This is a genomic window from Streptosporangium sp. NPDC000095 (assembly GCF_042899335.1).
In the GTDB taxonomy this organism is placed as follows: Bacteria; Actinomycetota; Actinomycetes; order Streptosporangiales; family Streptosporangiaceae; genus Streptosporangium.
This window is the reverse complement of the sequence record NZ_JBIAZS010000019.1, coordinates 161,317-184,094: the sequence shown is the minus strand read 5'-3', so window position 1 is coordinate 184,094 and position 22,778 is coordinate 161,317. Positions and strand designations below refer to the sequence as shown.

The following is a 22,778-nucleotide window of genomic DNA, read 5'->3' as shown; positions in this document are numbered from 1 at the left end:
CGCAACTGGGTCCAGGCGACCTCGCACGGGCCGGCCTTCTTCGTCTTCGACTCGCTGCGCTCCTGGCTGAGCTACCACTTCCAGGTGCTCGGCTTCCACACCGGCCTGGCGACCCCGCACAACTACCAGTCCGACCCCTGGAGCTGGCCGCTGCTGCTACGCCCCGTGGCGTTCTTCTATGAGAGTCCCCAGGGCGGCTGTGGCACCCACACCTGCTCGCAGGCGGTGCTCGGGGTGGGCACGCCGGTCATCTGGTACGGAGGGCTCGCGGCCCTCATCGCGATGATCGCCTGGTACGTCGCCACCCGCGACTGGCGGGCCGGAGCCGTGCTCGTCGGCTACGCCGCCGGCTGGCTCCCCTGGTTCTACTACGCCATCGCCGACAACCGGACCATGTTCCTGTTCTACGCGATCCCCATGGTCCCCTTCATGATCCTGGCGATCGTGCTCGTGGCCGGGCTGATCCTCGGCCCGGCGAGCGCCCCGCAGGGACGCCGGACCGTCGGCGCCGCGGTCGTGGGCGCCTTCACTCTGCTGGCGCTCGTCAACTTCTGGTGGCTCTACCCGGTGCTCACCGCCGAGATCATCCCGTACGCCGAGTGGAGTTCACGGATGCTTTTCAAGAAGGGCTGGATCTGAGCGTCCGCGTATGAGCCACTTAGAAGACATTTCCTAGGGTAGGCACCGTGCAGGATCCATTACGTCACGTTCATCGTCAGAGCAGGCCCGCATACGGCAGACTGCGAAGCATGCCTGCACCGGACGTGGCCGCCCTCCTGTCGGAGCTGGAGCGTTCCGAGCCCGCCGCCGCCGAGCACGCCCGCAGCGCGATCGACTGGCTGACCGGCGGCGAGCCGCTGGAGACGATCAGCGAGCTCAACGTGTGCGAGTTTCTCTGGTACACCCTGCCCTCGAAGGTCACCGGCGACCGCCCCGCGATCGCCCGCGCGCTGGGCCTGCTGCTGCGGCTGGGTGGCCTTGAGCGCTACGCCGCCCTCTGCTCGTCGTCCACGACCACCCAGATCCTGCGCACCTACGCCCGTCTGGGTGAGGACGCGGGGATGGCCGCGTACCAGTCGGCCCTGGACGCGACGGGTGTGCTCCCGCCCGACGTGCCCGAGCTGCGGTGGAGCTCGATCATGGGGCCGGAGGAGCTGGGCGCGCACGGCGCCTGCTCGGCCGCACTGGAGCTGGCGATCGTCTCCGGTGAGCTCGTCCCCCGTCCGGCCGAGCGGCGGAGGCTCACCAGCCGCTGGCTCACCACGCCCCGCCCCGAGCTGGGCGGCGACAACTGGCTGCACCGGGTCCAGGGCGAGCGGCTCAACCGCTGGGTCCTCGGCCGGGGCACCGCCTGGCGCGAGCTCGCCCAGCCCTTCGAGGTGCGCTTACACGCGCCCATCCCCGCACCGGACGAGGCCCATCTGGGGGCGCTGCGCTGGCTGCTGACCGTGGGGCTCCGCCCGGAAGGCATCCCGCTGACCCAGCGGCACAACCTCGCCCGTTCCGTGCTCGCGGAGAGCACCTGGAGCGGCGCGGAACTCGCGGCCGTCCGCGAGGTGGCCCAGGACCAGATGGGCGCGCTACGCCAGACCGGAAGGCGCCTGGTGACCACCTCGACGGGCGAGCGCCTGCTCGGCGACACCGACCTGCTCTGGGAGGCCGCGGCCGCCGCCCTGCTCGCCCCCGCGCCGGGGGAGAACGGCTTCCGTGCCTCGGCCAGGGAGGTGGCGCTGATGCTGCTCGCCGACGGCGCCCCCGCCGACCGTGACCACGTCACCGCCGTGATCGACTGCACGGAGCGGCAGGCCCTGGAGGTCGACGCCTCGCTCGCCGAGCTGGGCAGGCGCCTGGACGCCTTCGGCCTGCGCGTCGACGGCCGTCTCACCCCTGCCGGCCGCTCCGCCGCTCTCGCCGCCCTCCGCGGCCACGCCCTGCGCCCCCGCCAGTACGTCAACATGACCTGACGACGCCCTCAGCGTCTCCCCGTGCCCCTCAGCACCCCTCAGAGGCCGCTGTGGCCCCCGCGGCCCCAGGTGTCCCTTCGTGCTCGAAACCGTACGACGACCAGGGAAAATATGGCGGTCGCGGACCGACTAACCTTCCTGGAAACGGGCAGTGGCAGCGCGTGTCCGAGCCCACCTCCGCTGACCGCGCCACAGCGCCGGAAACATCCCCGCCCGCCCCCCGCGTTCCGTCGACGGAGACGGGCGCGGGAGGCGTCCCGGCGTCATCGGCCGGAGCCGGCGAATCCGTCTCGTCCGAGCCGATCCTGACCTCCGCGGGCCCTCTGGTCCTGCCCGCCGCCCCGCCCGCGGAGGCCGGCGGTCCCGCTCCCGGCGGTCCTGTTCCCGGCGGTCCCGCGAGCGCGGTCACCGTGCCCCCCGGCGCGGCCGCGTCCCCCGACGCCGCGCCGTCATCGGGGATCACCCCGAACCTCCCGTTCGGCCGTCCCGGGCGCTCGATGAGCAACAACCCGTTCGTGTTCGGCTTCACCGCCGCCCTGGGGGTGCTCACCGCCTGGTGGCTGGTGCAGGCCATCGCGACCGCGAGCTCGGTGCTGGTCCTCATCGTCGTCTCGCTCTTCCTCGCCATCGGCCTGAACCCGGCCGTCGAGGTCCTCCAGCGGCGCAACGTCCCCCGGGTGTGGGCCATCACCCTCGTCTTCCTGGGCGTCATCCTCGTCTTCGTCGTCTTCGGCCTGGCCGTGGTACCCCCGCTGACCACGCAGTCCACCCAGTTCGTCGAGCAGCTCCCGCAGTACGTCCAGGAGCTGCAGAACAACCCGGTCATCCGCGATCTGGACCAGCGCTTCCAGCTGCTGGAGAAGCTTCAGACGTACGTGACGAGCGGCGACTTCGGCACCCAGATGTTCGGCGGTGTGCTCGGCATCGGGTCGGTCCTCATCGGGGCGGTCTTCAACTCGCTCACGGTGCTGGTGCTGACGCTCTATCTCCTGGGCTCGTTGAAGTCGCTCAAGAAGCTGGCCTACCGCCTCGTCCCCCGGAGCCGCAGGGTCCGCACGACCCTGCTCGGTGACCAGATCATCGACAGCATCGGCGGATACGTCGCCGGGAACCTGATCATCTCGCTCATCGCCGGTGTGACGACCTTCATCTTCCTGAGCATCATGCAGGTCCCGTACGCCCTCGCGCTCTCGCTGATCGTCGCGATCACCGACCTCATCCCGCTGGTCGGCGCCTTCATCGGCGCGGGGATCGCCTCCCTGGTGGGATTCTTCGTCTCTCCGACCGTCGGGATCGTCTGCATCGTCTTCTTCACGATCTACCAGCAGATCGAGAACTACTGGATCGCCCCGGCCGTGATGAAGAGCTCGGTCGACGTACCGCCGCTCGCCACGATCGTCGGCGCCCTGCTGGGGGGCGCGCTGCTCGGCGTGGTGGGCGCGCTGCTCGGCATCCCGATAGCCGCAGCCGTCCTGCTCATCCTGCGGGAGGTGGTCCTGCCCCGGCAGGAACGCACCTGACCGGAACCCGATCGGCAGCTGATCGGCGCGAAGGAGCCACGTCGGCCTCTCCCGCACGCGGATCGGGAGGTCACGAGCCCTCACCATCGAGGTACGCCTGCCCCTCATCCGCACACAACATCACAAAAAGTTTTTTCCGCTTCTTCGTCGCAAAAGTACCTAGATCACAACAACATGCGATAAAAGATCACTTGCACCTACTGTCTCCCCTTTGGGGTATACGTGAAGAAGCGTCTTCGACTCCTCGCGGCCCAGCTGCTCGCCACGGCCCTCGTCCTTACCACCCTCTCGGCCCCCGCCCACGCGAGCACTCCGGAGAGCGACCCCCAGCTCGCCGCGGAGTGGCAGAGCGCGTGGGACACCTACGAGTTCTACAAGAACACGCCGCCCCTCCCGGAATCGGGACGGAGCCGGGCGCAGGACAGCATCTCCATCACGATCGACGCCCCCGTCGCTCGGGTGTTGCCCGCGTACTCGAACATCAACAACCACCTCGGCATGCACTCGTTCCTGAAGCGGGTCGTCACCCACAAGGACCGCTGGCAGGGCGGCAAGCGCCACATCGACTTCACCGCGGTCGAGGAGATCCCGTACGAGGGTTCGACCGTCGTCATCAACACGCACGCGCAGCAGCGCATCGACTACGCCACCCTCTCCTACGAGACCGACAGCTGGACGATGCCCAATGTCGTCACGCACCAGAAGATCGTCTTCAAGCAGCTCTCCGGAGGGAAGACCAAGGTCACCGAGTACCTCACCTTCGACGCGGACAGCACGCTGATCGACTTCGTACTCCAGAACGGCGTCGCCTCCCACGAGGCGACCCAGGCGGCGATGAAGCAGGCGATCGAGAGCGGCGAGCTCTAGAGACGGCGTCCGCCGCCGACGAGGGTGAGCCGTCGCAGGCCTCACTCCTCGTCGGCGGCGCGGCCCGCGGCAGGTATGTGCCGCAGCGCGGTGACGGTGAGTACGGCGATGCCCGTCACCGGCACTCCGGTGACGGCGGCGGTGACGTCGAGCCCGGCGGTGAGGGCGTCGCGCGCGACCGCCGAGGCCGCGCCGAACACCGGCCGCCCGTGTCACCGGCCGTGCCCGTGGTCACGAGCCCTGCCGCCGCAGTTCCCCCTCCAGCGCGTCGAGCCATTCGCCGGTGCCGCGTTCCCTCCATTCCGGCTTCTCGTGGCCGTCGAGGAAGGCGTCGTGCTCGGTGAGGACCAGCCGGGTGCCCGCGCCTTCGGGGACGAACTCCACCGTGGTGAACGAGACCGTGGCCAGATCATCCCCGACGGAGAGGGTGGAGGTGTAGACGATCCGCTCGTCCGGGACGATGTCCTGGTACGAGGACTCGAACGTCATTCCCGGACCGTGCTCCGGTCCGCCTCGGTTGACCTCCTTGCCGCCGACCCGGAAGTCGAGGTCGTGCTTCCCGTCGGGGGCGGCGAACCAGCGGGCCTTCGCCACGGGGTCGGCCCAGGCGGCGAACACCCGGGAGGGGGCAACGTCGTACACCCGCTCCAGGGTGAACGTGGCATGCGTGACAGAACCTTCGGTCATGATCTTCTCCTTGTTCCGGTCGTTCCGGTTGTTCTGGGTTTCGACATCCCGGCTCACTCGTTCAGCAGATCGCCGAGCCGGTCGAGCCGGTGCTCCCAGGTGGTGCGCTGCCCGGCGAACCAGCTCTCGGCCGTTCGCAGCACGTCCGGCTCGATGTGACAGGTGCGGACCCTGCCGATCTTCTCGGTCCGGACCAGGCCGCACGCCTCAAGCACCTGCAGGTGCTGCATCACCGCCGGCAGCGACATCTCCAGAGGCCGGGCCAGCTCACTCACCGACGAGGGCCCGCGGACCAGCCGCTCGACCATCTCGCGCCGTGTCGCGTCCGCGAGCGCCTGGAACACCCGATCCAGCGAACCGTCTTGGTTAAGCATGTGCTTAAGTATTGGATCCGAAAGGGAAATAGTCAAGCAGATACTTAAGTATTGAGCGTGGGTTTGACCTTGTCGTAGCGTCAACGTTTCTAATGAGGGCATGCGGATCGGCGAGCTCGCCGCGCTGGTCGGGGTGTCCACCCGGACCGTGCGCCACTACCACCACCTGGGTCTTCTCCCCGAGCCCCTGCGCCTGAACAACGGCTATCGGGAGTACGGGCTGCGTGACGCGGTCGTCCTCGCCCGGGTGCGACGGCTCGCCGAACTCGGCCTGTCGCTGGACGAGATCCGCGACATCCTCGCCGACGACCGGGGCAGGGAACTGCGCGAGGTGCTCCTGGAACTGGACTCGGACCTGGCCAGGCAGCAGGAGGCGATCGGTGCCAGGCGGGAAAGGCTCGCCGCCCTGCTCGCCGAGGCGGACCCGCATCCCGACACGATGGTCTCCCCCGGCATGGCCGCGGTGCTGCGCGACCTGTCCGCCCCGGGGTCGAGGTCCGCCGAGATCGACCGTGAGCTGCTCGCGCTGATGGACACCGTGGCCGAGGAGCCGGACCGGGCACGGGTGCTCGACCTGTTGCGCCCTCTCACCGAGCCCGAGGCGCTCGCGCGGGCACACGACCTCTACCGGCGGCTGGACGAGCTCGCGGACGCGGAGCCCGGCGATCCCCGCGTCGCCGCACTCGCCACCGATCTCGTCGCGCACATCCCCGGCGAGATGGCCGCGGTGATGATCGCGGAGCTGGCCCCGGACCCCGAGCGCTCGCATCCACCCGGCTCCGGCCCCGCCCCCGGTCCGAATCCCCGTCCCGGCCCCGGTGCCGGCTCCGACTCCGCTCCCGGCTCCCGTCCCGCCTCCGGATCCGGCCTTGGCTCCTCACCCGGCGGCGGTCCCGGCTCCCCCCTCGGTCCCGGCTCCGCCCCCGGTCCCGCCCCTGCCCCCGGCCTCGGCTCCGGCTCAGGTCCCGCGAAACGCGTGGACGGCGGGCGGTGGCTGGAGACGATGTGCGCCGAGCTGTCTCCCGCCCAGGTCGAGGTGCTCCAGCTGGTCATGACGACTCTCAAGGAGAGAACCTGATGCTCGGGATCGCCCGCGCCGCGCTGTTCACCGTCATCCCCACGGAGATGCTGTTCGTGATCCTGCTCGTGGCGGGGGTGCCGCTGCCAGGGCCGGTGATCGTGGTGGCGGAGCTGATCGTCGCGTCGATGCTCGTCCTGGAGGCGGTGACCGCGTACCGGCTGTTCAGGGCCGAACGCCGGGGCGGCGCCGACCGGCGGGCGGCGCTCCGGACGACCTTCCACCTCCTGGTTCCCTTGCCGGTGCGCAGGCTCGTGGGCTTCGAACTGAAGGGGATGGTGAGTGCCTTCCTGTGGATCACGCGCCGCCGCGACGGCGTGCCGCCCGGCGCCACCGCCGCGCCGTACACCCGGGAGCAGACGTCGGTCCAGTTGGTGCTGCTGTCGGTACTGGTCGTGGAGACGGTGGGGATCGAACTGCTGCTGCGGGCGCTGGGCGTGCCGTACGGGGTGCGCCTCGCGGTGCTGGTGGCCGACGTCTACGGGGTCGTCTACGTGCTGATGATCATCGCGGCCTGCGTCACCCGGCCCCACGTGGTGACCACCGAGGAACTGCGCGTCCGATACGGCATGTACTTCGACCTCCGCGTCCCCCGTCAGCTGATCTCCTCGGTGCGGCTGTCGCGCAACTACAACGAGAGCGGCATGATCACCGTGGCGGACCGGCGGCTCAGCGTGGTGGTGTCCTCCCAGACCAACGTGGTCGTCGAGCTGACCGAGCCGGTCACCGTGGTCCGTCCCCTCGGCGGTCGCGCCGAGGCCACCACGATCCGCTTCTTCACCGACACCCCCGAGGCGCTGCTGGACGCCCTGCGACCCTCTCCGCACCACAGCGTTCCCTGATCCCCACGCGCCCCGTCCGTATCCGGCGCCGGGCCGTACCGAGACGCCGAGTTTTCCTGCCAGGTTCAGTCAGATCACGTCAGATCTTGTATTGACTTACCTTGCCTTAAATGTAAAGTTTCTTTCGAGAGAGCGCTCTCACGCCTCGTCCCCCTCCCCCCACCCCTCAAGGACCAGTCGTGAGATTCACCGTGCTGACCAGCGTGGCGGTACTCGCCGCCGCGCTCGTCGTCCCGTCCCCGACCGCGCAGGCCGCCGCGATACCCGACCCCGCTCCCGACCCGTCCAAGGCGGCCACGGTCGAACAGGCACTGCGGCGAGACCTCGGCCTCACCCCCACGCAGGCCCGCGTCCGCCAGGCCCACGAGGCCGGGGCGGCCGTGGTGGAGCGGCAGCTTCGCACCCGTCTCGCCGACCGGTTCGCCGGCGCGTGGTTCACCCCCGGCGAAGGGCGGCTGAGCGTCGGCGTCCTGAACCGCGAGGACGCCGACCTCGTCCGCGCGGCGGGCGCGCTGCCGGTGTCCGTGCCACGCAGCGAGCGGCAACTGGCCACCACGAAGGCCGCGCTCGACCGAGTCGCGGACTCCGCGGGCAAGGACATCCACAGCTGGTACGTGGACGTCGCCGCGAACACCGTGGCGGTGTCGGCGGCCGACCGCGCCGCCGCCGAACGTTTCGTCAGGGCGGGCGCCGTCGACGCCGCCACGGTGCGGATCTCCGTCGACGAGGCGCCCAAACCCCTGTACGACATCCGCGGCGGCGACCAGTACGTCATCAACGGCAACACACTCTGCTCGGTGGGCTTCGCGGTCAACAACGGCGGCTTCGTCACCGCCGGGCACTGCGGCCGCACCGGCAGCCCCACCCTCGGCTACAACAACGTGAGCCAGGGCACCTTCGCCGGCTCGTCGTTCCCCGACAACGACTACGCCTGGGTCCGTACCAACGGAAACTGGACACCCCGCCCGTGGGTCAACAACTACGGCGGCGGCAACGTCGCCGTGGCGGGCTCCCGGGAAGCCGTGGTGGGCTCCTCCATCTGCCGGTCCGGGCGCACCACCGGCTGGCGCTGCGGCACCATCCAGGCCAAGAACGTGACCGTGAACTACTCCGGATCCCTGGTCCACGGGCTCACCCGGACCAGCGCCTGCGCCGAGGGCGGCGACTCGGGCGGCGCCTGGATCACCGGCGACCAGGCCCAGGGCGTCACCTCCGGCGGCTCCGGCAACTGCTCGACCGGCGGCACCACCTTCTACCAGCCGGTCAACGAGATCCTCGGCGCGTACGGCCTCACCCTGACCACCACCGGCGGGGGCGGCGGACGGCTCATCGGCTGGCAGGACAAGTGCATCGACGTGCCCGGCAGCAACGCCGCCGACGGGCAGCGCCTGCAGCTGTGGGACTGCAACGGCACCGCCGCGCAGAACTGGACGTTCCCCGGCGACGGCACCGTCCGCGCCTTCGGCCTCTGCATGGACGTGGCCTGGGGCTCCACCGCCAACGGCGCCGCCATCCAGCTCGCCACCTGCAGCGGAAACCCGGCGCAGCAGTTCGTCCTCAGCGGCGCGGGTGACCTGGTCAACCCGCAGGCCAACAAGTGCGTGGACGTCACCGGCTTCGGCGGCAGCGGCACCCCGCTGCAGCAGTGGGAGTGCAACGGCGGCGCCAACCAGAAGTGGCGGCGAGGCTGACCACCCGCGGGACACCGCCGGGGCGGTAAGCGTTCTCACCGGTTCTCAGTGGGGCACCGCCGGGGCGGTAAGCGTTCTCACCGGTTCTCAGTGGGGCACCGCCGGGGCGGTAAGCGTTCTCACCGCCCCGGCAACGCCCCGGCAACGCCCCGGCAACGCGCCGTTTCACCCACCGCCGGACGCGCGACGAAAGTCCCCACCGCGTGTCCGGCGGTGCGCGGTGGGGACATCCGGTGCGCGTCCCCACCACACCGGCCACCCGAGACCACGATCCTGCCGGGAGGTCACGACCAGGCGCCGGTGGCGGCGACCCGGGCCGCGTAGTCCTCGAACGCGACCGGAGGACGGCCGAGCACCCGCTCGACCCCGTCGACGGGCTCGGCCGTGTGACCGGCGCGGTGCAGGGCGAACAGGGTGTTCAGCGCGTCGGCCGCGACCTCCGGATATCCCTCCGCGAGCAGTTCGGCCCGGTATGCCTCCGGGGTCAGCTCGACGTACTCGATGGACCGGCCCGCGGCCCGTGCGATGATCTCGACGGCCGCGCCGAAGGTCACCCCGCGCGGACCCGACAGGTCGTACGTCAGCCCCGCGTGCCCGTCCCCCGTCAGCGCGGCCACGGCGACCGCGGCGACGTCGTCGGCGTCGATGAACGGCTCGGGCACCTCACCGATCGGCAACGCCAGCCTCCCCGCCCGCAGCGGCGCGTGCCACAGGTCCTCGTCGAAGTTCTGGTTGAAGTTGTTCGCCCGCAGGATCGTCCACTCCGCCCCCGAGTCGCGGACGGCCCGCTCCGCTGCGGCCATGCCCTGGCCGAAGTCCTCGCCGACCAGGTCCATGCCCCGGCCGGACAGCACCACGAAACGCTTGACGTCCGTGGCGCTCTCGACGAAGTCGCGGATCGGGGTGGGGTCGTCGGGCGCCACCAGATATACCGCCTCGGCGCCGTGCAGCGCGTTCTCCCAGGTGGCGGGCTCGTACCAGTCGAAGCGAACCTCGCTGGAACGGGAGGCGGACCGCACCCGCTCCCCCTCCGCGCGCAGTCGCCGCACCACCCGGCGGCCGGTCTTGCCGGTCGCGCCCAGAATCAGGATCTCTCTCATGCCATAGAGCCAACCGCGCGGGGAGCCGCCCGCACATGGCCGGACGTACGCCGCACCTGTCCGATCGTCCCGTCTTCGCGGCACCCCGGACGCAGACCACACCCGTTCGATCGTCCCGTCGTCGCGGCACCCCGGACGCAGGCCGCCCTGATCCGATCGTCCCGTCGTGGCCACCGGGCGTGCGCCGCACCCGTGCGATCGTCCGGTTATCGTGGGCGCCATGGACCCGTACGACGACCTGTTGCGGGGGGTTCGCGGCGAGGGGGCCGTCTTCGGCGCGTCGGTGCTGTCGCCGCCGTGGGCGCTCAGGTTCGCCGACGGTCCCTCTCTGACACTCCTCGTCCCCCTGCGCGGCGAAGGGTGGATCGTCCGGGGAGACGACGCCCGGCAGGTGCGACTTGGCGAGGCGGCGATCGTGCGCGGGCCGGAGCCCTTCGTCGTCGCGGACACCGGCGCGCCGCGCCCTGCCCGGGAGGTCTCCCCTGAAAGGCCCGTCGTCGGAGACCCGAACGGGCAGACCATCCTGCTGGCGGGGTCGTACCGGGTGAACGGCGAGGTGGCCCGCCGCCTGGTCCGGGTGCTGCCTCCCGTGCTCGTCGTACCGGACGATCATGACTGCAGCAGCATGGGCGCCTACCTGGAGGCGCAACTCCTCTCCGGTCGCCCGGGACACCAGATCGTGCTGGACCGGCTGCTCGACTGGCTGCTGGTGTGCACGCTGCGCGACTGGTTCGACCGGCCGGAGGCGGTGAGTCCCGGCTGGTACACCGCGCTGAACGACGACGTGGTCGGCCCGGCCCTGCGCGCCATCCATGAGGCCCCGTCCAGGCCGTGGACGCTCGCCTCCCTCGCCACCGCCGCGAGCGTGTCGCGCACCACCCTGGCCAGGCGGTTCACCGAACTCGTGGGCGAGCCGCCGATGACGTACCTGACGGAGTGGCGGATGGCGCTCGCCGCCGACATGCTGGCCGAACCCGCCGCGACGGTCGCCACGGTGGCGCGCAGGGTGGGCTACTCCGACGCGTTCGGCTTCAGCTCGGCGTTCAAGCGCGTCCTGGGCGTGAGCCCGAGCGTCTACCGCGACGGCGTCACCGTCCGGGCCGGAGAGGCGGCGAGCGCCGGGCTGCCCGGTTCCCCCTGAGACGGAGACTGCGACCGGGGCGGCGTCCCGGAGACGGCCTGCCGTCCGGGCCGGAGGCGAACGGCGCGGTGTTCGCCTCCTCGTCCCCGGCGCCCGTCAGCGCCGGTGCCGGTAGTGGTGGGTGACCAGCGCGGCGGCACACGCCAGGACGATCGTCCCGAACCCGATTCCGATGAAAACGTTGAGGTCGGAGGCGGAGGTCACGATGTTGCAGACCACGCCGATTATCAGCAGAGCCCACAGCACGGGCCTCACCACGCCACCCCGGGCGTCGGCGGGCCGCGTCGAAGGCGGCGTCTCGAAGGTGTCGGAAACGCGGTGGGAAGGGTCGGTCACGGCGTGCTCCTCGGTCGAACCGTTCGTCATGCTCCGACGCTACGAACCGCCGCCGCTCCCGGCGATCCCGCCGACGAGACAGGCGAGGTACAGCAGGCTGTACTTCTCGGCCCGCGACCTGACGGCGTCCGGAACGGTGCCCTATCGTCTGGCCGAGGAGGTGTGAATGCCGATCCACGAGTCCCCGGCCGGCCGCAAGTCGGCGGTGTTCGCCCGTGCCCGCGTCGTCCTGGACGCGTTCGAACACCTCGTCGGCGGGCTGGGCACCACGGTCCTCGCCCTCGTCGCTCTCCTGCTGCTCGCCGCCACCGCGCTCGCCTGCCTCGTCGGCGTGGGCGTGTTCCTTGCACCCACCGCGCTGCGCGGGCTGCGGGCCGTCGCCGACCGGGAGCGCGCGAGGCTCTCCCGCTGGGGTCCGGAGATCATCGGCCCGGGACCGGTGCCGTCCGGCCTGCGTGCCGCCCTCGCCGATCCGGCCACCCGCCGGGAGCTGGGCTGGGTGGTCGTCCACTCGACCCTCGGGCTGTTCCTCGGCCTGGCCGGTCTCACGATCTTCTTCAGCGCGGTGACCAACACCACCTTCCCGCTGTGGTGGCGGCTGCTGCCTCCGGAGGAGGCGGCCACCTCGGCCATGGGGCTCTGGACCGTGCGGGACCTGCCCGGTGCCCTCGGGGTGAGCCTGCTCGGCCTGGGATGGATCGTCCTCGCCGTGCTCCTCATACCGGGGATGGCTCGGCTGCAGGCGTGGCCCGGCCGGCGGCTCCTGTCGGCCGGGCCGGGCGCCGACCTCGTGCTGCGGGTCGCACAGCTCACCGCGACCCGCGCGGCGGCGCTGGACGCGCACGCCGCCGAACTGCGGCGGATCGAACGGTCGCTGCACGACGGGACCCAGAACCGGATCGTCGCCGTCACCGTCCTGCTCGGCGCGGCCCGTCGTGCGCTGGCGCGCGACCCGTCCGGCGCCGAGGCCATCCTCGACCGTGCCCAGGACGCCGCCGAGCAGGCGCTCGCCGAGCTTCGCGCGGTCGCCCGCGGCATCCTGCCTCCGGTGCTGACCGACCGGAGCCTCGTCGACGCGCTGACCGGGCTGGTCACCACCTGCCCGGTGCCCTGCCGACTCGACGCCGACCTTCCCAGCCGCTGCGCCGCCTCCGTCGAGGCCACCGCCTACTTCGTGGTGGCCGAGGCGCTCACCAACATCGCCAAGCACAGCCATGCCGGGCACGCCACCGTCAGGGTCCGCCGCCGCGACGACCGGCTACACCTTCAGATCACCGACGACGGCCGCGGGGGAGCCGACGAGCACGGCGGGTCCGGGCTCGTCGGCATCCGCCGCCGTACCGAAGCACATGATGGGACGCTCATGCTGACCAGTCCTCCCGGCGGGCCCACCGTCCTTGAGGTGAGCCTGCCATGCGGATCGTGATCGCCGAGGACGACCCGCTCCTGCGCGAAGGACTCGCGCTGCTGCTGCGCGCGGAGTCGCTCGACGTCGTGGCCACCGCCGCCGACCCCGACGGGTTCCTCGCCGCCGTCGACGCCCACGAGCCGGACGTCGCCATCGTCGACGTCCGGATGCCGCCGACCCACACCGACGAGGGGATCGTCGCGGCCGTCGAGGCGAGGCGCCGCAGACCCGGCCTGGCCGTGCTCGTGCTGTCCGCGTACGTCGAACAGGCCTTCGCCACCGAGCTGCTCGCCCAGGGCAGCGCCCACCTCGGATACCTCCTCAAGGAGCGGGTCGGACGCGTCGACGAGTTCCTGAACGCGCTGCACCGGGTGGCGGAGGGAGGCACGGCGATCGACCCCGAGGTCGTCGCGCAGCTCTTCGCCCGCACCCGGTCCGACGACCGGCTGGAGCGCCTCAGTCCCCGCGAACGCGACGTCCTCGCCCTGATGGCCGAAGGACTGGGCAACACGGCCATCGCCGAGAGGCTCTTCGTCACCGACGGCGCCGTCCACAAGCACATCCGCAGCATCTTCGCGAAGCTCGACCTGGCGCCCGCGGACCGGGCGGACCGGCGCGTCACCGCCGTCCTGCGCTATCTCGAGGACGCCCAGCGCCGAGCCTGACCCACCGGCCGTTCAGGCCCCTTCCGCGCGTCCGATCACCTCGTGGGCGCTCCTGGCGACCGCCGCGTCGATGAACCGGCCCCTGGCGTCGAGCGCGACGCCGCCCGTCTCGGCCAGGCGGCGGACCAGGTCGCGGGCCTCCTCCAGCTCCTCGGGCGACGGGGTGAAGACCTCGTTGATCGGCGGGAGCTGGCGGGGCGACAGCGCGGTGCGGGCACGGAACCCCTGCCGCAGCAGGGTCCGGGTGCCCGCCACCAGCGCCTCCGTGTCGCGGACGGCGGTCTCGACCGGGCCGACCGGCGGCAGGATCCCGGCCGCCGCCGACGCGACGACGATCCGCGACCGGATCGGCCAGAGTTCCTCGCGCCCGGGACCCGGGCGCAGCCCCAGCTCACCGGCGAGGTCGGCCTCCCCCACGCCGAGCCGTACCACCCGGGGCGACGCCGCGACGCGTTCGGCCTGAACGACGCCGGAGGCCGACTCGATCAGCGCGAGCAGGGCGAACGTGCCCGGCGCGAGGTCGCGAGCCGTCTCGGCCTCGGTGAGCAGGGCGTCGGCGAGCTCCAGCAGCGCCGGTTCGGCCTTCGGGACCACGATCCCCTTCAGCCCCGGTACGGCCACCGCCGCGATGTCCGCCTTCGGGGTGTCGGCGTTGACGCGTACCCAGACCTCGCCGGGCAGTCGCGGGATCGCGGCGGCGGCGTTCTTCCTGGCGGCGGCCTTCGCTCCGGGCGCGACCGCGTCCTCCAGGTCGAGGATGAGCGCGTCGGCCCCCCTGCCCGCGGCCTTGGCGAGCCTGTCCTCCTGGTCCGCGGGGACGTAGAGGTAACTACGCGGGGTCATGCGCCGGTCGGCCTGGCCAGGTAGCGGCCCTGCGGGCTGCCGGTGACCTTGCCGTCGGCGAGCACCCGGTGGCCGCGCAGGAACGTGTCGGTGACCCGGGCGGTGAGCTCGAAGCCTTCGAACGGGGTGTACTCCTGCGTCGACTCGGAGTCGGCCGCGCGCACCGTCCAGGTCGAGTCGGGGTCGACCAGGCAGAAGTCGGCGTCCAGGCCCTCGGCGACGGCGCCCTTGGTACGCAGGCCGAACCGCCTGGCGGGGTTCCAGGACAGCAGGCGGGCGATCTCGCCGTAGCCGAGACCGCGCCTGGAGCCCTCGGTGACCAGGCCGGGCAGCAGGTACTCGGCGCCGCCGAAGCCCGACTTGGCGACGAAGACGTCCTCGCGGGGGTCGCCGAACTTCTGCTCGTCGCGGCAGCAGGCGTGGTCGCTCACGACCCAGTCGACCTTGCCGTCGAGCACGTGGCCCCACAGGGCCTCGACGTCCTCGCGGGGACGCAGCGGCGGGTTGACCTTGCCGCCGATTCCGCTCGCGGTGGTGATGTCGGCCAGCAGGTGGCCGATGGTGACCTCGCGGCGGAAGTCGATGTGCGGGAACGCGTCGGCCATGCGCAGGGCGGCGTCCATCGCCTTCGCCGACGACAGGTGCAGCAGGTTGATCGTCGGCAGGCCGGTCTCGTGCGCGAGGTAGGAGGCGATGCTGACGGCGAGGCCCTCGGAGTGCGGCGGGCGGGAGGCGCTGTAGGCGGCGAGACCGGTGAGGGTGCCCTCCTCCTCGACCATCTTCGTGTACGCCGTCATGATCTCGGCCGTCTCGCAGTGCAGCGAGAGCGAGATCTCCTCGGCGAGGTCGGGGAACCTCTGGCGGGCGGCCTGGATGCCGCGCATGACGAACTCGAAGTGGGCGACGTCGTAGCGCTCGCCCTCCGGGATCATCAGGAAGGAGTTCTGGTCGGCCGAGCGGCCGTGCAGGCCGTGGCTGCCGTAGAACATGAACACCTTGAACGAGGTGACGCCGTGGTCGCGGACCAGCGACGGGATCTCCTCGATGTGGCGGCGCATCATCGGGGCCAGGTGGAACGCGTAGTCGACGAAGGCCCTGCCGTCGGAGGCGGCGAGCACCTCGGGGAAGACCTCGGCGTACTCGCCGCCCTTGTTGAGGTAGTACTGCCCGGTGCGCATGTACGTCAGGGCGGAGGTCACGCCGCCCTGCGCGCAGGCGCGGCTCTCGGTCTCGGTGTCCACCGAGAGCGGGTTGTAGATGCCCCAGTGCTGGTGGGCGTCCACGACGCCGGGGAAGGCGAGCCGTCCGCCGCCGTCGACCACCTCGCGGCCCTCGGCCGGGTCGATGCCGGGCGCGACGCGGGCGATCCGCCCGTCGAGCACCGCGATGTCGGCGTCCGCCGGCTCGGCGTGGTCGTGGTGGACGACCCGGACGTTCTTGATGATCAGGTCAAACGAGGTCACAGGGAGACTCCTTCGAGGTGGGTGAGCGGGCGCAGCACGTCGGCGACGCCGGGCAGCCGGTCGAGTGCGAGCACCTGGTCGCGGACGGTCTCCGCGGCCTCGTCCGGCAGGCGGCCCGAGACGTTCTCCCGGAACTTGCGCGACAGCTCGGCGTCCGAGAGCGGCCTGGCCGGACCGCCCCGGTTGGCGAGCACCTCCTCGGTCCACTCCTGGCCGTCGTCGGTGCGCACCCGGACCACGGCCGGGAACTGGTGGGGGTAGATCTCGTCGCACCGCTCGTCGGCGACGACGTCGACCTTCGCCATCAGGGCCCGTCGCCACGGGTCCCTGGCGAGGTCGTCGGTGAAGTCGTCCAGTCCCACGCCGAGGCCGGAGCCGCCGACGAGCCCGGCGACCACCGCGTAGGGGCCGCTGAACTGGGCCTGGTAACCGGTCTCGGGGGCGCGCTTGCCGCTGATCGGTTGGCCGATCGTGCGGATCACCGCGTAGGGCACCCGGAGCTCGATGTGCTCGATCCGGTCGAGCGGCAGGCCCCGCGCCCGCAGCGCGAGCCCGGCGTCGATGGCGGTGTGGGTGAAGTGGTTGGCCGGGTAGGGCTTGAAGAAGACGCCCGGCACCGCCCAGCGGTCACCGAGTCCGTCGAGCACCTGCGACAGGTCGGTCTTGTCGTCGCGGATGAACGCCTCGAAGAAGCCGAACCGGCCCTCCAGCACGGTCGGCGGACCGGTGAAACCCCGCCCGACCAGCGACGCGGCGGTGACGGCCGAGTGGGCGGCCCACCCGCAGTGCAGCCGCTTCACGGTGCCGCCGGTGCGGTTGGCCTCGATGATGCCCGAGGCGAACGAGGCGGCGACGCCCAGCGCGTCGCGTACGCCGTCCTCGCCCAGGCCCATGAGCAGGGCCGCCGCGGCGGCGCCGCCCATCGTGCCGCAGATGGAGGTGGCGTGCTGGCCGTGTTCGAAGAAGACCGAGTTGCCGAGCGTGGTGTCGTAGCCGGCCATGCCGAGCCGGACGGTGATCTCCAGTCCGGCCGCGATCGCCGCGACCGTGTCGGCGCCCGAGGCCCCCGAGGCCTGCGCGGCGGCGAGCGCGGCCGGGATCACCCCGGCGCTCGGGTGCAGCACCGACGGCAGGTGGGTGTCGTCGTAGTCGAGCGAGTGCGCCAGCACGCCGTTCGCGAACGCGGCCTGCGCGGCGGGCAGGGCCTGGGCGACCCCGACGGCGTACGCCTCGGGCCGCCCGCCCTGGTCGGCGGCGTAGCCGGAGGCGGCCACGCTGGTCGGCAGCCGGTAGGCGGCCACGCACAGCCCGAGCACGTCGAGCACCCGCTGCCGTACGCTGGCGATCACGTCGGCGGGTGGCCGGTCGCCCAGGGTGGCGGCGGCGAACCTGGCGAGTTCGGCCGCGAGGATCGGCTCACCCACGGCCCACCACCGCCAGCGGACGGACCGGTGAGCCGGTGGCGCCGAAGATGGGCAGCGGGGCGAGCACGAACGTGAACTCGTGCACCCCCGCGGCGGCGAGTTCCTCCAGGTCGAGCGTCTCGATGATGTAGACGCCGCGCTCGACCAGGAGCACCCGGTGGGCGGGCAGCACGCTGTGGCCGCTGCCGGGTTTGAGGCATTCGAAGGCGATCGTGTCGGCGCCCGCCGCGTGGACGCCCTGGTCGGCGAGCCAGGTCGCGCCCGCCTCGCCGACACCCGGCACGCCCGAGTCGCGGCCGATGTAGACGTTCCGGTCGGGGTCTCCGAAGAGGCGGCCCCAGCCGCTGCGCACCAGCACCACGTCTCCGGGGGCCAGGGGGGTGCCCTGTCTCGCGACCGTCTTCTCCAGGTCGTCGGGGGTGATCTCGAAACCGGCCTCGCAGCCCTCCGGGACGCCGAGGGCGGCGGGCACGTCCAGCAGCACGCCGCGCCGCACCATCGGGGCGATCGTGTGCGCCCCGAGCTCGGCGAACCGGCCGCCGCGGCTCGCCTCGAGGGCGTCGGAGCCGTCGATGAGGCGGCCGTCGTGGGAGACGTGGGCGAAGGCGTCGATGTGGGTGCCGACGTGGGTGCCCATGCTGATCATGTCGTTGGCGGCGGAGCCGCCGTCGGCACGGACCATGTCGCCGTGGCGGCGGGGCAGCGTGTGCCAGAAGGGGGGGTGGTTCGGTGACTGCGGCATTCCGATGGTCAGCGGACGCCCCAGGTCGTAGATGCCGACCCCGTCGCGGACCGCCTGTAGCAGCGGGTCGGTGGTAGCGGTGCCGCTCACGTCGCCTGGCCTTCCGTTTCCGGTGCTCACGCCGGTGGTCCCGGCGTCTGTCGTACGGTTTCCGGTCCTCACACGGGTGGTCCCGGTGTCTGCGGTGTGGTTTCCGGCGCTCGCGCCGGTGGTTTTGGTGTCTGTCGCGCGGTCTCCGGTCCTCACCTCGGTGGTCCCGGCGTCTGCGGTGCGGTTTCCGGTCCTCACACCGGTGGATCCGGCGCCTGTCATGCGATCACCTTGCGTACCCGCAGGTCGGCGGTCGTCGCGGCGTCGACCCCGAGCTCCCGCAGGATCTCGTCGGTGTCGGCGCCCAGGGGCCGGCCGGTGAAGCGGACCCGCCCGGGGGCGCCGGGCATCCGCCACATCACGTTGTGCATCAGCACCGAGCCCAGGTCCTCGTCGGGAACGCGGGTGAGCATGCCGGTGCCGGTCACGTGGGGGTCCTCGGCGAGGTCGCGGGCGTCGTACACGGGTGCGGCGGCGGCGCCGACCCGTTCGAACTCGGCCATGACCTCCTCGCGGGTGCGTTCGGCGATCCAGCCGCCGACGTGGGCGTCGAGCAGGTCGGCGTGGGCCGCCCGCTGCCGCCCGGAGGCGAACCACGGTTCGGTGATCACCTCGGGGTGGCCGACCAGCGTCATCACCCGTTCGGCGATGCTCTGGGCGCTGGTGGAGATGGCGACCCAGCCGCCGTCCTTGCAGCGGTAGGTGTTGCGCGGGGAGTTGTTGCCCGACCGGTTGCCCTGGCGGCGGCCGATCACGCCGAGCTGGTCGTAGACGGTGGCGTGGGGGCCGACCGCGGTCATGATCGGTTCGAGGAGGTTGATGTCGACGACCTCGCCCCGGCCGGTCCGCTCCCGGGCCCAGAGCGCCATCATCGTCGCCGAGCTGGCCGCGATGCCGCAGATGCTGTCGGCGAGCCCGAACGCCGGGAGGGTCGGGGGGCCGTCGGCCTCGCCGGTGAGGTGGGCGAAGCCGCTCATCGCCTCGGCGAGGGTGCCGAACCCGGGGCGGGCCGCGTAAGGGCCCTCCTGCCCGAAGCCGGTGATCCGGACGATCACCAGCCGGGGGTTGATCTCGTGGAGCGTCTCAGGCCCGACGCCCCAGCGTTCGAGGGTGCCCGGCCGGAAGTTCTCCACGACGACGTCGGCCGTCTTCGCCAATTCCAGGAACAGCTGCGCGCCCTCCGGAACGGAAAGGCTCAGTCCGATCGTGCGCTTGTTGCGCGAGATCTCTTTCCACCAGAGCGGGACGCCGTCCTTGGAAGGACCGTGGCCGCGCATGCCGTCCCCGGCGACCGGGTGCTCGACCTTCACGACCTCGGCACCTTGGTCTCCGAGAATCTGGCAGCAGAGCGGGCCGGCGAGGATGGTCGACACGTCGATTACTCGCAGACCTGTCAGAGGTCCGTCTTCCACCATCACTCCTTGTTCCGCTATAGCGAACGCCGGTCCGCTCAGAGCGTATGTCAGGGCGGTTGGTACGGTCAACGCCGTCCCCCTCCTCCGAGCGCCGCCCCGATGGCGTACGCGCGGGCCACGGCCGCGGCCAGGGAGGTGCCGCCACCCGGGTAGTGGTCACCGAAGACGCTCGCGGAGACGTTCCCGGCGGCGAACAGGCCGTCCACCGGGGTCCCGCCGGGGGTGAGGACCTGTCCGTGGTCGTCGGTGACCACGCCGCCGCAGGTGCCGAGGGTGCCCGGAACGACCGGGACCGCGGTGAACGGCCCTTCCGCCAGCGGCGCGAGGGACGCGGGACCGCGCCCGAACCTCCGGTCGGCGCCCGCGAGGGCGTCGGCGTTGAACTCCGCGATCGTCTCGGCCAGGGCCGACGCGTCGATACCGCAGGCGTCGGCGAGTTCGTGCGGCGTCGAACCGGTGACCGCCCAGGAGGGGGTGCCTCCGGGAGGGCCGCCCGCGACCGGATACCGGGCGCGGTGGACGGCGTCGTACACGAACCAGGCGGGGACGTGCCGGGGCGCGCCGGTGGCGGGGTCGGTCTCGCGGAACACCTTCGTCAGGTCGTGGTAGCTCCCTGTCTCGTCGGCGAACCGGCGGCCGGAGCCGTTGACCATGATCGAGCCCGGCCTGGTCAGCTCCACGGTGGCGAGCCGCCCGGTGGGCAGCCCGTCGTAGCGGGCCTCGGGGTCGCAGAACACGGGCACCCCCCACGAGGCGGTCAGGTCGGTGACCGCCGCCCCGGCGCGCAGCGCCATGAGCAGGCCGTCCCCCTCGTTGCCCGGTGCCCCGATCGGGGTGAGCCGGGCGGGCAGGAACGCCCGCTGGAGCGCCGGGTCCCACTCGAAGCCGCCGCCGGCCAGCACGACCGCCCGGCGCGCGGTGACGTGACCGGCGTCCTCGAGAGTGAGGTCCCACGACCGGCCCGACCGTTCCAGGCCGACGGCGCGGGCACCGAGCAGGAACTCCACACCGCGGGCGCGGGCGGAGACGGCGAGCGAACCGGCGAGCGCCCCGCCCAGCGTGCGCACCCCCCGGTCGCGGCGCTCACGGTCGAGCGCGGCGAGGTCGGCGCCGGTGTCCTGCTCCCGTTCGGCCATGGTGAGCCAGGGCAGATAGGTGGGCGGCCGGAGCAGACGCTCCAGTCCCGGGTACGCGGTGACGTCGAACGGCCGGTTGTCCAGGGCCCGGCCCCCGCGCCTGGCACCGGGCAGATCGGCCCGGTAGTCGGGGCGTTCCAGGGCGAACAGGTCCACATGGGTCTCGTCGCACAGGTAGCGTACGGCCTCCCCGATCGTGCGCAGGAACCACTCCAGGCGAGCGCGCGGCACGGTCTCCCTGGTGACCGCGACGAGGTGGCGCAGGGCGTCGGCGGCACCGTCGGCAGCACTGTCGGCGTCGGCGAGGTGGTTGCCCGGCGCCCAGATCACGCCGCCCGACACGGCGGTGGTGCCACCGAGCACGGAGGCCCGTTCCACGACGACGACGTGGTGTCCGGCGTCGGCGGCCCTGCAGGCGGCGGTCAGCCCGGCCGCGCCGCTGCCGACGACCAGCACGTCACACGACGTCGGCGGATGATCGAGGGTGGTGAAGTTCATCAGGTCGCCTCCCATGCGGCCCGGTTGACCAGCACGAGGAGTGCGGCCAGCCCGCAGAACGCCGCCGCCAGCAACCAGCCGGCGGCGTACGAGTGATATTGCGCCACTGCTCCCACGAGCAGCGGCCCGAGAATGCCCCCGGCCGCGCCGCCCGACTGCACGACGCCGGACGCGGCACCCGGCATGGTGGCGTAGGTCTCTGCGACGGTGAGGGCGACCAGGCCGGTCCAGCCCCAGCCGGCGCCGCAGGCCACCAGCGTGCCGACCAGGAACAACCCCCGGTCGCCGGGAACGAACAGCAGGAACCCGACCCCGCCGAGCGCCATCATCGCGGCGACCGTGAGACGGCCGTACCTGGTACGGCCCAGGGTCAGCCGCACGGCGATGATGACCGCGCTGCTCACGGCGAGCGCGATGCCCGCGAAGGACGGGGACAGGCCGAGCGTGACGCTGTAGTCCACGAAGAAACTGCTCAGCGCGGTCGCGGCGGCCGACCCCAGCAGGAACGCGCCGGTGACCAGCAACAGGGGCATCAGCGGCGTCAGCTTCACCCGCGCGGGGCGTCCCGCCGAGGCCGGAGCAGGAGTGCCGGGCACCCGCATCAGCAGCAGCGCGGCGACCGCGACACCGCCCACGAGGAAGACCAGCCGCCAGTGCATCACGGTGGCGAGCAGCGGCAGCGACAGCCCGGCGACCAGCGTAGAGGCCGGGATCGACGACCGTTCGAGGCCGAACGCCATCGGCCGCCGAGACGCCCGCACGTTTTCGACGATCAGTACGGTGCCGATCGAGGCGCCGACCGCCGAGCCGATCCCGCCCACGGCGAGCGCGGCGAGCAGACCGGCCCATGACCCGCCGAACACGGCCACCCCGACGAGGCAGAGGCCGGTCATGACCGCCGACAACCGCAGGGCCCTGCGCGGGCCCACGCGGTCGGCGATCCGGCCGCCCGGGGACATGGCGACCGCGCCGACCACGTAGAAGACGCTGACGGTGAGGCCGAGGCCCGCACTGTCGAGGCCGATGTCGTGCCGGATCGCCACGCCCAGGGTGCCCACCAGGTAGGCGGGATACATATAGGTCATGCCGAGCAGCACGGCCAGGACGACCGCCCGACGCGACGTCGGGTAGTCGCTCACCCCTAGATTTCGTCCGCGTAGCTGATGTTCACGTTCGCACGCCAGCCGGTGGCCTCGTCCTGCCCCCACTTGGCCCGCCAGCGAGCGGCGTGGTCGAGGATGACCGGGTCGCCGAAGTGCAGCTTCCCGTCGGCGTGGAAGGCGTCGAGGTCGTCGACGAACATGAGGTCGAAGTGCCGGAAGCTCTCCTCGCCCCGGACGTTCCTCCTCACCACGTAGTTCGCGTAGTCCTGGATGCCGGGGTTCTGGCGGAAGGCGGGGTAGTCCACCGAGCGGGTGAAGTCGGCGTACTCGGTCAGGTCCGATCCGGGCCGGATGTCGTAGGTGAGCAGTACCAGTTTGCGCGCCATGGCGG

At 71.9% G+C, this 22,778-nt stretch carries 23 protein-coding genes and 1 pseudogene; 11 read left to right on the top strand and 13 right to left on the bottom strand.

All coding sequences use genetic code 11. The features are described from left to right. The 4 genes and pseudogenes from ACFY3V_RS33670 to ACFY3V_RS33655 form a co-directional block, all read left to right on the top strand. Window positions 1–639: pseudogene (locus tag ACFY3V_RS33670) on the top strand (phospholipid carrier-dependent glycosyltransferase); the annotation flags it as partial. 110 nt (window positions 640–749) lie between these two features. After that, entirely contained in the window at window positions 750–1,964 is a 1,215-nt protein-coding gene (locus ACFY3V_RS33665; protein WP_362903770.1) for a hypothetical protein, read from the top strand. A gap of 161 nt (window positions 1,965–2,125) precedes the next feature. Next, window positions 2,126–3,484, top strand: a complete 1,359-nt coding sequence (locus tag ACFY3V_RS33660) for an AI-2E family transporter (protein ID WP_389779146.1) — start codon at window positions 2,126–2,128, stop codon at window positions 3,482–3,484. A gap of 222 nt (window positions 3,485–3,706) precedes the next feature. Then, window positions 3,707–4,351, top strand: coding sequence for an SRPBCC family protein (locus tag ACFY3V_RS33655; protein ID WP_362903766.1), 645 nt, complete (start codon window positions 3,707–3,709; stop codon window positions 4,349–4,351). A gap of 41 nt (window positions 4,352–4,392) precedes the next feature. Here ACFY3V_RS33655 and ACFY3V_RS33650 read toward each other — a convergent pair whose 3' ends face one another. The 3 genes from ACFY3V_RS33650 to ACFY3V_RS33640 are packed head-to-tail and all read right to left on the bottom strand — an operon-like array spanning window position 4,393 to window position 5,412. Further along, window positions 4,393–4,551 carry a hypothetical protein gene (locus tag ACFY3V_RS33650; RefSeq protein WP_362903764.1) on the bottom strand — a complete coding sequence of 53 codons (159 nt, stop codon included), beginning with the start codon at window positions 4,549–4,551 and terminating at the stop codon, window positions 4,393–4,395. A gap of 31 nt (window positions 4,552–4,582) precedes the next feature. Beyond that, a complete protein-coding gene (locus tag ACFY3V_RS33645) occupies window positions 4,583–5,038 on the bottom strand; it encodes an SRPBCC family protein (RefSeq protein WP_389779143.1) in 456 nt (151 codons plus the stop codon). Window positions 5,039–5,091: 53 nt separating this feature from the next. Beyond that, window positions 5,092–5,412 carry a metalloregulator ArsR/SmtB family transcription factor gene (locus ACFY3V_RS33640; RefSeq protein ID WP_350945397.1) on the bottom strand — a complete coding sequence of 107 codons (321 nt, stop codon included), beginning with the start codon at window positions 5,410–5,412 and terminating at the stop codon, window positions 5,092–5,094. 100 nt (window positions 5,413–5,512) lie between these two features. Here ACFY3V_RS33640 and ACFY3V_RS33635 point away from each other — a divergent pair, with 100 nt between their 5' ends. From ACFY3V_RS33635 to ACFY3V_RS33625, 3 genes are all read left to right on the top strand, one after another. After that, window positions 5,513–6,490 (top strand): MerR family transcriptional regulator, encoded by a 978-nt coding sequence (locus ACFY3V_RS33635; RefSeq protein WP_389779140.1) that lies wholly within the window; start codon window positions 5,513–5,515, stop codon window positions 6,488–6,490. Next, the gene (locus ACFY3V_RS33630) at window positions 6,490–7,332 is read left to right on the top strand and encodes a hypothetical protein (protein WP_362903757.1); all 843 of its coding nucleotides are present in this window, start codon (window positions 6,490–6,492) and stop codon (window positions 7,330–7,332) included. The genes ACFY3V_RS33635 and ACFY3V_RS33630 overlap by 1 nt, the downstream gene beginning before the upstream one ends. A gap of 179 nt (window positions 7,333–7,511) precedes the next feature. Continuing rightward, on the top strand, window positions 7,512–9,023 hold the full coding sequence (locus ACFY3V_RS33625; protein WP_389779137.1) for a ricin-type beta-trefoil lectin domain protein: 1,512 nt from the start codon (window positions 7,512–7,514) through the stop codon (window positions 9,021–9,023). A 284-nt stretch (window positions 9,024–9,307) separates the two neighbouring features. On the opposite strand, the gene ACFY3V_RS33620 is transcribed toward ACFY3V_RS33625, so the two are convergent. Next, on the bottom strand, window positions 9,308–10,123 hold the full coding sequence (locus ACFY3V_RS33620) for an NAD(P)H-binding protein (RefSeq protein WP_389779135.1): 816 nt from the start codon (window positions 10,121–10,123) through the stop codon (window positions 9,308–9,310). A gap of 220 nt (window positions 10,124–10,343) precedes the next feature. Here ACFY3V_RS33620 and ACFY3V_RS33615 point away from each other — a divergent pair, with 220 nt between their 5' ends. Next, window positions 10,344–11,264, top strand: a complete 921-nt coding sequence (locus ACFY3V_RS33615) for an AraC family transcriptional regulator (RefSeq protein ID WP_362903751.1) — start codon at window positions 10,344–10,346, stop codon at window positions 11,262–11,264. Between the two features lie 96 nt (window positions 11,265–11,360). On the opposite strand, the gene ACFY3V_RS33610 is transcribed toward ACFY3V_RS33615, so the two are convergent. Then, window positions 11,361–11,630 (bottom strand): hypothetical protein, encoded by a 270-nt coding sequence (locus ACFY3V_RS33610; RefSeq protein WP_362903749.1) that lies wholly within the window; start codon window positions 11,628–11,630, stop codon window positions 11,361–11,363. Here ACFY3V_RS33610 and ACFY3V_RS33605 point away from each other — a divergent pair. The 3 genes from ACFY3V_RS33605 to ACFY3V_RS33595 are packed head-to-tail and all read left to right on the top strand — an operon-like array spanning window position 11,629 to window position 13,673. Continuing rightward, window positions 11,629–11,766: a hypothetical protein gene (locus ACFY3V_RS33605; RefSeq protein WP_389779132.1), complete on the top strand. Its 138-nt coding sequence runs from the start codon at window positions 11,629–11,631 to the stop codon at window positions 11,764–11,766. The genes ACFY3V_RS33610 and ACFY3V_RS33605 overlap by 2 nt on opposite strands. Beyond that, window positions 11,767–13,026 (top strand): sensor domain-containing protein, encoded by a 1,260-nt coding sequence (locus ACFY3V_RS33600; protein ID WP_362903745.1) that lies wholly within the window; start codon window positions 11,767–11,769, stop codon window positions 13,024–13,026. It begins immediately after the preceding gene. After that, entirely contained in the window at window positions 13,014–13,673 is a 660-nt protein-coding gene (locus ACFY3V_RS33595) for a response regulator transcription factor (protein ID WP_362903743.1), read from the top strand. The genes ACFY3V_RS33600 and ACFY3V_RS33595 overlap by 13 nt, the downstream gene beginning before the upstream one ends. Window positions 13,674–13,685: 12 nt before the next feature. On the opposite strand, the gene ACFY3V_RS33590 is transcribed toward ACFY3V_RS33595, so the two are convergent. The 8 genes from ACFY3V_RS33590 to ACFY3V_RS33555 form a co-directional block, all read right to left on the bottom strand. Further along, entirely contained in the window at window positions 13,686–14,516 is an 831-nt protein-coding gene (locus tag ACFY3V_RS33590) for an HpcH/HpaI aldolase/citrate lyase family protein (RefSeq protein ID WP_389779129.1), read from the bottom strand. Then, the gene (locus ACFY3V_RS33585) at window positions 14,513–15,979 is read right to left on the bottom strand and encodes a dihydroorotase family protein (RefSeq protein ID WP_362903739.1); all 1,467 of its coding nucleotides are present in this window, start codon (window positions 15,977–15,979) and stop codon (window positions 14,513–14,515) included. The genes ACFY3V_RS33590 and ACFY3V_RS33585 overlap by 4 nt, the downstream gene beginning before the upstream one ends. Then, complete coding sequence (locus tag ACFY3V_RS33580) at window positions 15,976–17,403, bottom strand: MmgE/PrpD family protein (RefSeq protein ID WP_389779127.1); 1,428 nt, start codon at window positions 17,401–17,403, stop codon at window positions 15,976–15,978. The genes ACFY3V_RS33585 and ACFY3V_RS33580 overlap by 4 nt, the downstream gene beginning before the upstream one ends. Then, window positions 17,396–18,235 (bottom strand): cyclase family protein, encoded by an 840-nt coding sequence (locus tag ACFY3V_RS33575; RefSeq protein ID WP_362903735.1) that lies wholly within the window; start codon window positions 18,233–18,235, stop codon window positions 17,396–17,398. The genes ACFY3V_RS33580 and ACFY3V_RS33575 overlap by 8 nt, the downstream gene beginning before the upstream one ends. Window positions 18,236–18,453: 218 nt before the next feature. Continuing rightward, the gene (locus tag ACFY3V_RS33570) at window positions 18,454–19,647 is read right to left on the bottom strand and encodes a CaiB/BaiF CoA transferase family protein (RefSeq protein ID WP_389779125.1); all 1,194 of its coding nucleotides are present in this window, start codon (window positions 19,645–19,647) and stop codon (window positions 18,454–18,456) included. A 68-nt stretch (window positions 19,648–19,715) separates the two neighbouring features. After that, entirely contained in the window at window positions 19,716–21,284 is a 1,569-nt protein-coding gene (locus ACFY3V_RS33565) for an FAD-dependent oxidoreductase (RefSeq protein ID WP_389779123.1), read from the bottom strand. Then, window positions 21,284–22,423: an MFS transporter gene (locus ACFY3V_RS33560; RefSeq protein WP_362903729.1), complete on the bottom strand. Its 1,140-nt coding sequence runs from the start codon at window positions 22,421–22,423 to the stop codon at window positions 21,284–21,286. The genes ACFY3V_RS33565 and ACFY3V_RS33560 overlap by 1 nt, the downstream gene beginning before the upstream one ends. Before the next feature lie 2 nt (window positions 22,424–22,425). After that, entirely contained in the window at window positions 22,426–22,773 is a 348-nt protein-coding gene (locus tag ACFY3V_RS33555) for a hypothetical protein (protein WP_350945413.1), read from the bottom strand. Window positions 22,774–22,778: the final 5 nt, after the last annotated feature.